At 65.1% G+C, this 13,296-nt stretch carries 9 protein-coding genes; 7 read left to right on the forward strand and 2 right to left on the reverse strand.

All coding sequences use genetic code 11. The features are described 5' to 3' along the window. Positions 1-323 precede the first annotated feature (323 nt). The 6 genes from IC231_RS14580 (at position 324) to IC231_RS20360 (ending at position 10,252) form a co-directional block, all read left to right on the forward strand. A complete protein-coding gene (locus IC231_RS14580) occupies positions 324-4,733 on the forward strand; it encodes a DUF4394 domain-containing protein (protein WP_190785235.1) in 4,410 nt (1,469 codons plus the stop codon). Positions 4,734-4,823: 90 nt separating this feature from the next. Beyond that, positions 4,824-5,051 (forward strand): PID-CTERM protein-sorting domain-containing protein, encoded by a 228-nt coding sequence (locus IC231_RS14585; protein WP_211539083.1) that lies wholly within the window; start codon positions 4,824-4,826, stop codon positions 5,049-5,051. Positions 5,052-5,346: 295 nt separating this feature from the next. Next, positions 5,347-5,553: a hypothetical protein gene (locus IC231_RS14590; protein WP_190785236.1), complete on the forward strand. Its 207-nt coding sequence runs from the start codon at positions 5,347-5,349 to the stop codon at positions 5,551-5,553. Between the two features lie 206 nt (positions 5,554-5,759). Further along, complete coding sequence (locus IC231_RS14595) at positions 5,760-6,662, forward strand: histone deacetylase family protein (protein WP_190785237.1); 903 nt, start codon at positions 5,760-5,762, stop codon at positions 6,660-6,662. Positions 6,663-6,855: 193 nt separating this feature from the next. Next, positions 6,856-7,866 (forward strand): J domain-containing protein, encoded by a 1,011-nt coding sequence (locus IC231_RS14600; RefSeq protein ID WP_190785238.1) that lies wholly within the window; start codon positions 6,856-6,858, stop codon positions 7,864-7,866. A gap of 136 nt (positions 7,867-8,002) precedes the next feature. Then, complete coding sequence (locus IC231_RS20360; RefSeq protein ID WP_190785239.1) at positions 8,003-10,252, forward strand: T9SS type B sorting domain-containing protein; 2,250 nt, start codon at positions 8,003-8,005, stop codon at positions 10,250-10,252. Between the two features lie 12 nt (positions 10,253-10,264). On the opposite strand, the gene IC231_RS14610 is transcribed toward IC231_RS20360, so the two are convergent. Next, on the reverse strand, positions 10,265-11,164 hold the full coding sequence (locus tag IC231_RS14610; protein WP_190785240.1) for an alpha/beta hydrolase: 900 nt from the start codon (positions 11,162-11,164) through the stop codon (positions 10,265-10,267). Positions 11,165-11,326: 162 nt separating this feature from the next. Here IC231_RS14610 and IC231_RS14615 point away from each other — a divergent pair, with 162 nt between their 5' ends. Then, complete coding sequence (locus tag IC231_RS14615; protein ID WP_190785241.1) at positions 11,327-11,677, forward strand: DUF3592 domain-containing protein; 351 nt, start codon at positions 11,327-11,329, stop codon at positions 11,675-11,677. A 232-nt stretch (positions 11,678-11,909) separates the two neighbouring features. Here IC231_RS14615 and IC231_RS14620 read toward each other — a convergent pair whose 3' ends face one another. Then, positions 11,910-13,046, reverse strand: a complete 1,137-nt coding sequence (locus tag IC231_RS14620) for a PAS domain-containing sensor histidine kinase (RefSeq protein ID WP_190785242.1) — start codon at positions 13,044-13,046, stop codon at positions 11,910-11,912. Between the last annotated feature and the right edge of the window lie 250 nt (positions 13,047-13,296).

Raw genomic sequence — 13,296 nt, forward strand, 5'->3', positions numbered from 1 at the left:
GCTGCTGTGCTGGCACTGCGGATCCGCTACTACGCCAATTTACACCCAAACGTAGTGCTGCCGGCATGAGCAAGCGCTACTGACTGAGAACCCGCACGACGGGCCCCGCTCCTGTCTGGCCGGGCATAAACGCATTAGTACAAAGCATGTTTGTCGTGCGCCATAATTATATAACAATATAATTTTTAATGAATTTTTAACCCTTTTTGCCAATCCGTTTATTCTGGAGCTAGCGTATGGCTTGTGTCTCTGACCCAGTATTGGATTAGTATAGTACAACTACCAGACGGGTCGGCCTTGTTCATTTCACTACATACTTCGTGATGAAAGCACCCATACGTTCTCCGTTTCCACCTTTCAACCGCCGCCTGCTGGGCCTGACCATCGGCATAAGTCTGCTGGGCAGCGTGAGCGCACAGCACGCCAACGCCCAGGTCGTGTTCGGCCTTTCCGGCACCGACCTGACCTCGGTGAACCTAGCCTCCCCGGCTACTTCCCAGACACGCGTAGCCATTACCGGCGTCACGGCGGGGCAGACGCTGGTGGGCTTGGACTTCCGTCCCGCCACCGGGGAGCTGTTTGCCTTGGGCTACGACGCCGCCACGGCCGGCGCCAACTCCCGCCTCTACGTTATCAACCAGACCACGGCCGTAGCGACGCCCGTGGGCGCAGCGGCCTTCCGCCTGGATCTGGGCGGAGCCTCGGAGCGTATTGCCTTCGACTTCAACCCGACGGTTGACCGCATCCGCGTCGTCAGCACCAACGACGCCAACTACCGCCTGAACCCCATTACCGGCGGCATTGCGGCCCCCGACACTAACCTGGCCTTCGTGGCCGGCGACGCCAACGCGGGGCAGAACCCCTACATCGGCGCGGGCGCCTACACCAACTCGTTTATCGGCGCGGCCAACACCGTGCTCTACTACATCGATGAGCAGCGCAACCTGCTGGTGCGCTCCGACAACCCCAACGGTGGTACGCTTACTACCCTGGTTCCCATCACCCCCTCGGCCCTGGGCAACCCCACGCCCATCAACGCCCCCGGCGCCAGCACCGACCTGGACATCTTCACCGTGTCGGCCGGTGCTGAAAATGCCTACCTGAACGTAAACCAGGTGGACGGCAACGGCAACTTCATCTCGTTCCTCTACCGCCTGAACCTGACTACCGGGGCTACCACCCTGGCCGGGGCCATCAACGGCACGGGCGTGGGCATCACCGACATTGCCGTGCGTATCGACCGGACGGCCCCCGCCGTGAGCGGGCAGCTGCTGTACGGCGTGACAACCAACAACAACCTGATCAGCTTCTATTCGGGCACGCCGGGCTTCATCAACAGCTCGGTCGGCATTTCGGGCATTTCGGCTGGCCAGACACTGGTAGGCACCGATTTCCGCCCCAACACCGGCCAGCTGATTGGCATGGGCTACGATGCGACGACTGCCGGCGCTAACTCGGAGCTGTATTCCATCAACCCAAGCACGGGGGTGGCCACGTCCTTGGGAGCGGCTATCCGGCTGGAGCTGGGCGGCCCTACCGAGAATATCGGCTTCGATTTCAACCCGACGGTGGACCGCATCCGGGTAGTGAGCACCAACCGCGCCGACTTCCGCCTCAACCCCAACAACGGCGCCCTGGCCGCCACGGACGGCCAGCTCACCTACGCCCCCACCGACCAGAACGCGGCCGCCACGCCGCGCATCGGCTCGGTGGGCTACACCAACAGCTACCCCGGCAGCACCAGCACCACCCTCTACGATATTGATGAGGCGCTGAGCATTCTGGCGATTCAGAATCCGCCGAATGCCGGCACCCTGAACACGGTAGGCAACACCACCGGCCTGACACTGAGCAGCAGCAATGCGCTGGTCGACCTGGATATCTACTTCGACCGGGGCAGTTCCGTAAACCGGGCTTTCCTGACGGCCAATCCCGCCGGCCAGCCCTCCAGCAACCTCTACTCGCTCGACCTAGGCACCGGCAATCCGGCGCTGGTGGGCGCCATCGGGCTGGGCATTCCGGTGCGGGACGTGGCGGCGGCGCTGAGCGGCGCTGATGCTTCGGCGGCACTTAGTGGCCGGTTGCTCTACGGCATTGCCGGGGGCAACTTGGTATCGTTCGACTCCGGCAACCCCGGCGTGATTCGTACTGCCGTCAACATCACCGGTCTGCCGGTCAATGGCTCGCAGGTACTGGTAGGCAGCGACTTCCGGCCGGCAAACGGTATGCTCTATGCGCTGGGCTACGACGCCGCGCTTCAGCAAGGCCAGCTCTACACGCTCAATCTGACGACCGGCGCGCTGAGTGCCGTAGGTGGCCTGCAGCCCCTGGCGCTGGGCACTTCCGCCGCCAGCATCGGCTTCGATTTCAACCCGGTTCCGGACCGGATCCGCATCACGTCGGCCTCGAACCAGGCCAACCTGCGCATGAACCCGGACGACGCGACCTACCTCACGGACGGGACGCTGAGCAACCCGAACGGAGCGCCGGCACTGTCGGGGGTGGCTTACACCAACAACGACACCAACGCCGCCACTGGAACCACGCTCTACGGCTACGACCAGGCGCGCAACGTGCTGCTGCGCTCTACTGATGCCAACGCGGGCACCTACGTCGACCAGGGCAGCACGGGTATCAGCGTGAATCCGGGGGCAGAATTCGACATTTTCGCCGATCTGACCGCTCCAGCTGCTCCCGTAAACACGGCGTATCTGGCCGCGTCGCCCGCGGGCTCTACCGCCGACAACCTGTACACGGTGGACTTATCCAGCGGAGCCGCCACCTCGGCCGGCCGTATCGGCAGCGGCTCGAACCTGACCGGTCTGGCCGCGTTCCTGACGCCTGTTCTATCGGGCCTGACCTGGACCGGAGCAGTAAGCACCGACTGGGGCGTGGCCGGCAACTGGAGCCCCATGCAGGTGCCCACGGCTACCGACAACGTGACCATTCCGAATGTCGCCAACGACCCGGTGGTAAGCAACGCCCAGCAGGCTAACAGCGTGACGCTGGGCTCGGGCGCTACCCTGACCACGGCCAACGGCGGCACCCTCACCGTGAATGGCAACTTCACCAACAACGGTGGCTCTACGCTGGGTAGTGGCACGGGCACCATTGCCTTTACCGGTCCGGCTGCCCAAACCATCGGCGGCACGGGCACTACCTTCATCAATAACCTGACAGCTGGCCCGGCGGGCGTAACGGCCGCCAGTGCGGTGCAGGTGCAGCGCGTGCTGCTGCTCAACGGCAACCTCACTTCCAACGGCAACCTGACGCTGCTTTCCAACGCTACCGGCACAGCCCACGTGGTGAACAACGGAGGCGTAGTGAACGGCAACGCCGCCGTGCAGCGCTACATTGATGGCAGCCTGAACAGCGGCAGCGGCTACCGCCACTATTCCGCCCCGGTTTCCGGTTCCAGCGTGGCCGACTTGGCTACCAGCGGCTACTCGCCGGTTGTGAATCCGGCCTATAATACGGCCGCTGTACCTAGCGCCGTTACGCCGTTCCCCACGGTGTTCGGCTACGATGAAACCCGCGTGACTACCAGCGGTAACCCCGCGCCGCAGGATTTCGACAAAGGCTTCTTCTCCCCTGCTTCCACTGGCAGCCCCTTGGTTGTAGGCCGGGGCTACACCGTAAACATTCCGGCTTCGCAGACCGTGGACTTCGTGGGCACGCTCAACAACGGCGCCGTTACGGCCAGCGGCCTGTCGCGCGGCACCCAGACCGAGTCGGGCTGGCAGCTGCTGGGCAACCCCTACCCTTCCCCAATTGACTGGGACCTGGTAGGCCGCACCAACGTAGACGCTGCCGTGTATGTGTATCGCTCTACAGGCACCTACGCCGGCACCTATTCCAGCTATGTAGCAGATGGCGCGGGCACGAACGGTGGCACGGACATCATCGGCTCGGGCCAGGGGTTCTTCGTGCGGGTAAGCACGCCGGCCAGCACCAATGGGCAGGTTTCCTTTGCCAATGCGGCTCGCCTGACGACGTATGCAAGCCCGATCTTCCAGCGCGGTACGGCCATCAACGGCCCGCTCGTCCGCCTCGACCTACGGGCGGCTGCCGGACCAGCTGATGAAACCGTAGTGTACTTTGACCCGAATGCCACGGCCGGATTCGATGCGACAATGGACGCCTATAAGCTTCTGGCCGGCAGTACGCCCGTATTGGCCAGCGAGCTGAACGCCACGACGCGCCTCGCCATCAATGCTCTGCCGACCCTGACTACTGCTGACCGGACTATTGCGCTGCACGTAGCTGCCAGCCAGCCAGGCACCCACACGCTGCGGGCCGTGGAGCTGCAGAATCTGCCAGCCGGCACCTTTGCCTACCTCCGCGACGCTCAGACCGGTACTGTGGTAGATCTGGCATCTCAGCCTGAATACAGCTTCCAGCTTGCGGCAGGCACCGCCATTGGCCGCTTCACGCTGCTCCTGACCCAGCAACGGATTCTGGCCAATGCTCCGGCAGCCCTCAGCCAACAGGTGTCGGTATTCCCGAATCCGGCGCGTGGCACGGTTGCCGTCAGCCTCCCAGCGGCTCTGGCCCGCCAGGCCACTGAGGTGCAGCTGCTGAACTCGCTGGGCCAGACAGTGCTGCGGACTACGCTGCCCGCCGGCACCACGCAGGCCCGCTCGATTTCCCTGTCCGGCGTATCGCAGGGCGTGTATACGCTGCGCCTGCAAACCACCGAAGGCAGCATCAACAAACGCCTCGTGATTGAATAACCACCGGTCTTCCGGCCCCGGCTGTGCATGCACGGCCGGGGTTTGGCTGCCGACTGCCTTTTCCTTGTTTTCCGCCTAGCTCCGCTTTATATGAAAAACATTGCCACTTTCCTCCGACTGACTTTTGCTATTGCCGGCCTTGTTCTGCTGGCCGGCGGAGCCAACCTGGCACAGGCCCAGGGCCCCGGTTCGGGCGGCCCCGAGCCCGACCCGCAACAGCCCACGGCCGTTCCTATTGACGGCGGTGCTTCGCTGCTGCTGGCCGCCGGAGTTGGTTTCGGCCTGAAAAAGCTCCGCGACCAGCGCCGTCGTCGGTAGCGCTCCATCTGCCACCGTTCCCCTCAAGCCTGCTTCCGATGCGTCGGGGGCAGGCTTTTGCGTGAAATTAGTTCTCTGATTTTCAACCCCAACAGCAGTAGCTCCGCACAAATGCCTGCTACCCGCAAACCACCTGCTGCCAATCTTCCGTAACTGCATACAAGCAGATCAGGGTAGCCTGCCGCAACACAGTGCTAGCTGCTATGCCGCCCGCGCCCTCTTTCCGAGTACACCTGCGGCTCACACCTGCTTCAGGTTCCATTGAGTAGTCTTCTCACCACGAATCTTTATTCGGATGGAACCACATGCCCATACCTCGTCCCTGTCCACTACGGCAGTAGCGCTGCTACTGCTTGCGGGCGGCTTGTTCACCACTTCCTCCATTCTGGCAGCTACCACCTCCGATACCGGCGGGAGCACCACCAACCTTACTACGCTGCACGGTAGCAGGCACGCCAGCGCGCTGAGTCGGTTCCGCCACCGGCGCCGTATGGCACTCTAAAAACCGGAAAGGCCCGAATGGTTGTTCGGGCCTTTTTCAGGCTGGTCTTTAAGGTACCGCCTTCTATCTCCAGCCCCGCCGACACTTGGATCCGTCGCTTCGGCGGCTGGCGCCTTCTGTTGTGGCACCGCCTGTTTCGGGGTAAAACACGCGGTATTCCGCCGGTAGCGCACCTTCCGGCGCTGCGGTGCGTATTGGCTCAGCCTATGCCCTGCCTTGCCACGTCCGAACGCTACAGCATCAGCCTGCCCAGCGGCCACCGCTTCCCCATTGCCAAGTACGAGCTGATTCGGGAGCAGCTGTTGTGGCAGGGCATTGCGCCACCCCACGACTTCTACGACCCCGGCCTAGCCAGCGAGGAGGACATTCTGCGCGTCCACTCCCCCGACTATTGGCACCGGGTGCGCGACCTGCGGCTCTCCGCCGCCGAAGTGCGCCGCCTGGGGTTGCCGCAAAGCCCCGAGCTGGTGCGCCGCTCCCTGAGCAGCGTGGCCGGCACTGTGCAGTCGGCAGTACGGGCGCTGCGGGATGGTATCGGCCTGAGTCTGGCCGGTGGTACCCACCACGCGTTCCGGGACCGGGGCGAAGGATTCTGCGTGCTCAACGATATGGCCGTGGCCGCCGCGCACCTGCTGCACCACAGCCTGGCGCGGCAGGTGCTGGTAGTAGACCTCGACGTACACCAGGGCGACGGCACGGCCAGCATATTCCGCCAGGAGCCGCGCGTATTCACCTTCTCGATGCACGCCGGCGCCAACTACCCGCTGCGGAAGGAGCAGTCGGACCTGGATATTGCGCTTGACCTGGGCACCGACGACGACACCTACCTGCGCCTCCTGCACGACACGCTGCCCGGCCTGCTGGCCCAGACGCAGCCCGACTTCGTGTTCTTTCAGGCCGGGGTAGACGTGCTGGCCACCGACAAGCTGGGCAAACTGGCCCTCACGCAGGCCGGCTGCCGCCAGCGCGACGAATACGTGCTGCGCCTCTGCCAGCAGCACCAGCTACCCGTGGCCGTGAGCATGGGCGGCGGCTACTCCGAGCAGCTCCGCGACATCGTGGACGCGCACTGCAACACGTTTCGGGTGGCGTATGAGGTATTTGGATGATGTTGGGCGATGAAGTGAACGGTGATGAGGCAGATGATAAAAAGCTGAACGTCAGTCCGAGCGGAGCCCGGCCAGTGTTACCTCTGGCAACCAATGCCAGTGCAACGAAGCGGTAGAGATGCTTCGGCAGGCTCAGCATGACGTTCTTATTACTCATTTACCATTCACCCCATCCCCCAGTTACCTTTACCCCATGAACCTGCACAACCCCGCCACCGACCTGCCCGCCGCCAATGCTCTGCCCGTTCCTGCCTCGGGGGAAGCGGCCGGCACGCCCGCGCAGCAGGCGTTTCGGGCGGCCGTGGAGCAGGTGGAAGGGCTGCGGCAGCGCCTGCGCGAAACCCAGGCCGAGCAGGCCGAAGCCCGGCGGCGCTACTGGCAGCAGGTAGGCCCCGCCGCCGAAACCGTGGTGCAGGCCCGCCGCGCCCTGTTTGCGCCCCTGGAGGAAGCCCTGCTCCTGCGCTACTTCAGCCGCCTCGAAGAACAGCAGATTACGGCCCTGCTCCTGAGCAATGCGCGGGCGCTCCAGGACCGGTTCGGGGAAGACGCGGTCGACCTGCTGCGCAAATACGGGCCGCGTCGGCGCGTCGATGAAGACGAGGACGACGAACCCACCGGCCCGATTCCGGACGATGCGGAACCTGCCCTGGCCTCGCATGAGCAGGCCGCCGCCCACGCCCGCACCCGCCGCAAGTCCAAAGCCGAAAAAGCCCAGGCCGCCGCCGACCAGCAAGCCCGCGAGCAGCAGCAGGCCCTGCTGTCGAACACCAAAACCCTCTACCGCCAGCTGGCCCGCACCCACCACCCGGATCTGGAGCGCGACCCCACCGCCCGGCAGCACAAAACGGCCCTGATGCAGCGCATCACCGAAGCCTACGAAGCCAACGACCTCTACACGCTGCTCCAGCTCCTCTCCGAAGCCGCCCCCGGCAACCAGGCCGACGACACCGTGCTGACCCGCTACACCCAGGCCCTGCACCAGCAGCAGCTGGAGCTCAAGCAGCAGCTCAACGAGCTGAAATTCGGTGCCAACGGCTTTTTCGGCAGCACCGGCAAGAAGCGCGAGCAGGAAATCCGCCAGTTCAAGCGCCAGCTCCGCGCCGAGGCCGACTACCTCCACCACATCCACCGCCTCGTGCAGGAGCCCGAAGGCCTGCGCGAAGTGCTGCGCCAGCTCGCCGCCGCCGGTCACGAAACGGTGTAGCTCCGCCGCTGCCGGCCGCCGCTGAAACCTGCGTTATCTGCCGTAGTTTTGACGGCTGCTTTTCCGCTTCGTCCTTATTCCCCTCAAGACTACGCTGGTGTTACTGTCTTATCTGCCCGGGCTGCGGGCACTGCTAGTGCTCGGTTTCCTTTTTTCCACGGTGGCCAGCCAGGCCCAGATTCCGGCGAAGCTCTGGGACCTTACCCTCGGCGGCACGGCCTTCGAAGATCTGGCCGTAGTGCGCCAGACCGCCGACGGCGGCTACATCGTCGGCGGCCTCTCCACCTCCGGCAGCGGCGGCGGCAAAACCCAGCCCAGCCGGGGCCTCGCCGACTACTGGGTGGTGAAGCTCGATGCCAACGGCACCAAACAGTGGGACTACACCTTCGGCGGTTCCAGCACCGACGAGCTGCTGGCGCTGGAGCAAACCACCGATGGCGGCTACATCCTCGGCGGCTGGTCGCTGTCCGTGGCCTCCGGCGACAAAACCCAGCCCAACCAGGGTCCCACCCAGTCCAGCGACTATTGGATCGTCAAGCTCACGGCCAACGGCACCAAACAGTGGGACTACACCTTCGGCGGCAATAGCCTCGACTACTTCAGCGCCCTGCAGCAGACCGCCGACGGCGGCTACATCCTGGGTGGCACCTCCTCTTCCGGCATCAGCGGCGACAAAACCCAGCCCAACCGGGGCCTGCCCGGCGCCTACCCTACCGCCGATTATTGGCTCCTGAAACTCAATGCCAACGGCGTCAAGCAATGGGACCAGGTGCTGGGCGGCCAGGAAAACGAGCAGCTGACCTGCCTGCAGCAAACCACGGATGGGGGCTACATCGTCGGGGGATTTTCTGAATCGGGCGCGACCGGCGACAAATCGGAACCCAACCGCGGCCCCACCGTGCCGTTTCGCTCCGCCGATTTCTGGGTGGTGAAGCTCGATGCCGGCGGCCGTAAGCTCTGGGACCGGACCCTCGGCGGCACCGACGACGACAAGCTCCGTAGCCTGCAGCAAACCACCGATGGCGGCTACCTGGTGGGCGGCCTGTCCTTTTCCGGGGTTTCCGGCGAGAAGTCGGAGCCCAGCCGGGGCCAGCACGACTACTGGGTGGTGAAGCTCAGCGCCACCGGCACGCCACAATGGAACCGGACGCTGGGTGGCATCGACGCCGACGACCTGCGCAGCCTGCGTCAGACTGCCGATGGTGGCTACGCCCTGGGCGGGGTTTCTGCCTCCGGAGTTTCCGGGGACCGGACTCAGCCCAACCGCAGCCCCAACGGCGACTACTGGCTGGTGCAGCTGGAGGCCAACGGTACCAAGCGCTGGGACCTGGCCTACGGCGGCAACAACGGCGATGCGCTCAACAGCCTGCGCCAGACGTCGGATGGCGGCTTCATCCTCGGCGGCACCTCCTACTCTGATAGTTCCGGCGACAAAACCCAACCCGTAGTCGGCCCCAACGGCACCAGCGACTTCTGGCTCGTGCGGCTCAGCGGCGCCCCCACCGTGCGCATCCTCGGCGACTCGCTGCTCTGCAGTGGCGGGCAGGTGCTGCTCACGGCCGCCGCCACGCCGGCCGCGGCCAGCTACGTCTGGAATACCGGGGCCACTACCGCCACCATTACGGCCACCCAGCCCGGCACCTACACCGTTACGGCCAGCTTCGGCGGCGGCTTCAGCAGCACGGCCCGCTACACGGTGCGGGATTTCGCGCCCACAGTGGCCATCCTCGGCGACTCGCTGCTCTGCCCCGGCCGCCCCCTCAGCCTGAGTGCCGCCGCCCCCAACGCCACCCGCTACGCCTGGAGCACCGGGGCCACCACGCCCACCAGCATGGCTACGCAGCCCGGCACCTACTCGCTCACCGCCTTCTTTGCCAGCGGCTGCAGCCGCGTAGCTACCCTGCGCGTGCGCGCTGCCGAACCCGTCCCGGCCTTCACACTCGGCCCCGACACCGCCCTCTGCGAAGGCGCCACGCTGCGGCTGCTGGCCCCCGCCACCACGTTTCCCAGCCTGAGTTACCGCTGGTCCGATGGCTCTACCGGCACCGCCCTGCTGGTGCGCGAAGCCGGCACCTACTCGCTTACCATCTCCGGCGCCTGCGGTACCCAGACCGCCACGCGCCGCGTCGGCACCGAAGCCTGCCTTACCATCCCCAACATCATCACCCCCAACGGCGACACGCAGAACGAGCGGTTCGTCATTCGGGGCCTGCAGGGCAGCGGCTGGGCCCTCACCATCTACTCCCGCTGGGGCCGCAGCATCTATTCTACTGGCTCCTACCAAAACGACTGGGGCCAGACAGCCGCGCCCGGCACCTACTACTACCTGCTGCGCCACCCCCAGACCGGCCGCACCTACAAAGGCTGGCTCGAAGTCAGCCGCTAGGCTGCCCGCCGCCTACGCCAGAAACGCCGCCACCTGCTCTATCACGCCCAGGTCGCGCAGAATGCGGTTGTGCCCCAGCCCGCTCGTCGGCCGGAATTCCAGCCCCGGCCAGCTCGCCGCAATGTCCTCGGCTTCCCCGAACGGAATACTCGCGTCGTCGTGGTCGTGGAGCAGCAGCGCCCGGCCCACCGGCAGCAGGCGGCCCGTATGAATCAGGCTGAAGCTTTCCGCGTCGCGGCCGTGCTGCTCCCGCACGTAGCGGTTCATGCGCGCCACCACCGCCGCCGGTAGCTGCAGCAGCTCCGCGAAGCGCTGCGCCACCGCCGTGGTGCTGGCCGGCACCGCCAGCAGCACCAGCCGCGGCAGCGTTCCATCAGCCTCCCGGTTGAACCGCACCGGAATACCCACCGTGGCCGCGCCCCCGAACGAGTGCGCCACCACCCCGTGCACCGGCCCCACTGCATCGGCCACCGCCTGCACTGCCGCTCCAAACCCCGGCAGCGTGGTGCGCCCGCCCGGCGAGGCCCCATGCGCCGGCCCGTCCAGCGCCACCACCCGGAACCCTGCTCCTGCCAGCCCCCGCGCCATATAGCCCCAGAAGCTGGCCCGGTGCTCCCAGCCGTGCACCAGCAGCACCGTGTGGGTACCCTCCGGATTCCACTCATACGCCGCCACCTGGCTGCGCGGCGTAGCCACCCAGAACTGCCGGGCGCCGGCCAGCGCCGCCACTTCCCACCGCTTCGGCGGCAGCCGGCGCGGCGTGGTAAACAGCTTCCAGGCCGCCCCAAACGCCAGCTCCGTCGAGAGGGCCGCCAGCAGCCGGAATTTCAGCCGCAGCAGCCCGATGCCGGGCGGCAAAGCCACCGCCACTGCCGGAGCAGCCGGGGCAGAAGAATCAACAGATAGCGCCATACGCCCGCAAATATCGGCACCACCGCCCAATGTGCCCGCTCCCGGTCCAACGCCGCAGGCGGCCGGCCGGTCGTCGTGGGCACCGGCCGCGCCGCCCCGCCAATCCCGACGCCTACCTTATATTGCCGCTCCGTTCCCGTGTTCGGCCCCGCCATCTGCCCGATGATCAGCTCCCACCTTCTGCCCGCCCTGCTTGTGCTCGTGCACGCGGCACTTATCATCGGGGCGCTGGTGTGGCTGCGCCGCTACTACGTGCGCCGCCGGAGCCTGCGCCACCCCGGCATCGTGGTGCAGGGCACCGTCGTTGGCCTCGAAACCGACGACCTGCGCTGGCTCAACGAGTATCCCATCGTGCGGTTTCCCGGCCCCCAGGGCCAGTGGTACACGCTGCGCGGCTCCGAGAAATGCCGCGCCGGCCGCTACCGCAAGGGCCAGCAAGTCACGGTGCGCTACCCCGCCCCGGCTCCCCAGGACTTCATCATCCTTCATGGCCTCGACCTGCTGCTGCCGTAACAAGAATTTCCAGGCTTGTCTCTGAAAACCCCAGAACGTCATGCTGAGCTTGCCGAAGCATCTCGCGTGCTCACATTGCCAAAGTAACCTTCATGCTTCATCGGGCATCCGCTTGCCGAAGCAGCTCTACCGCTTCATCGAATAGTATACAGCGTGCTGGCGTAGGTGAGTTAGCCTCCTGCATCCACGAACTGACTACCAGCCTCCCCCAACCCGCGCAACAACGCAACGCTTAGTGAAACACAACGGCGTCTACCAATTCGTTGGGCAGCCGGCTCAACGTCCCTTCAGCCAGCGGAATTTCCACGGTAAATACGCTGCCTTCACCCTCCACGCTGCTCACCGACAGCGAACCAGCGTGCCACTCCACGATGGTTTTGCAGAGCGAGAGGCCCAGGCCAATGGTTTCCTCGCCCCGCAGGCCCCGCCGCCGGGCCCTGGTAAACCGCTCGAAAACGTGCGGCAGCATGGCCGCCGGAATCCCGATACCGTCGTCGGCCACCTGCACCCGCGCCAAGTCCGGCAGCCCCGTCACAGTCACCCCCACGTGGCCGTCGTCGCGGGTGAACTTCATGGCGTTGCTCACCAGATTAATAACCACCTGCGTGAACTTGCTCACGTCCAGGTTCACGTACACCGCCTCGGCCGGCAGCGAGTACGCGAAATGGTGCCCCAGCAGCTTGTAGCCGACTTGCAGCTGCGCCAGCGGGCCGCGCATGATGTCGCCCAAATCCACCCGATCCATCTTCAGGTTGGTGGCCACGGCCGCCGTAAACTCCAGGTTGATCAGGTCCCGAATCATCTTCACGCTCTCCCGGCTGGTGTTTTCCAGCATGTCAAGCATCTGCGCCACCTCGGGCCGGACCGCCTCCGGCAGCTCTTCGCGCAGGTATTGGGCCAGTTGTTCAATCATGATAAAGGCCCCGCTCGCGTCGTGCGAAAGCACCTCCAGCGTCACGTTTTTGCGGCTGTTGAACAAGTCCGAATTGGCCTGGTGGTGCTTGGCCGCGCTGATATCGTGCAGGGTGCAAACCAGGAGCGGGCCGCCGGCTTCGCCCGCGTGGTAGTAGGGAATGGCCGCAAACCACTGCGCCGACTCGCCCACGCGCTGCAACCGGACCTCTATCTCACTTAGCTGCTCCCCCCGCATCCACCGCGCCCAGTGCTCGGCCAGGTAGGCCTGGTCGTCGGGATGAATGCGGGCCAGCAAAGCGGGGAGTTCGGCATTGACGCCGGCATTAGTGCCGAATAGCACCTGCTCGTAGGCCGCATTCACGAAAACCACCTGCCCGGCGGCTATGTCGTAGACGAAGTGCACCTGAGTGCTGGCCTGCGCCTGGGCCATGAAAAGGGAAGGAAAATCAAGCATGACACAGGATATAGAAAAAGCCAACTATTACCAGTAGAACGGCAACCTCCCGCAAACAACTGAATCCAATGGCAGGATGTGGCTTGCGGGGCCAATTGAGCAGTTTACCCCCGCCCCCCCCCCTTCCGCGTGGGCAACCCCACCCCACCCACCCCCGCCACGCCAGCCCCACCCAGCTCCTACAGATGCCGGAGAAACTGGGAAACACAGTCGGCATCTTGAGTGGCATTCGGGAGGCGCTGAGAAGAAA

The sequence above is a fragment of the Hymenobacter duratus genome (assembly GCF_014698995.1).
In the GTDB taxonomy this organism is placed as follows: domain Bacteria; phylum Bacteroidota; class Bacteroidia; order Cytophagales; family Hymenobacteraceae; genus Hymenobacter; species Hymenobacter duratus.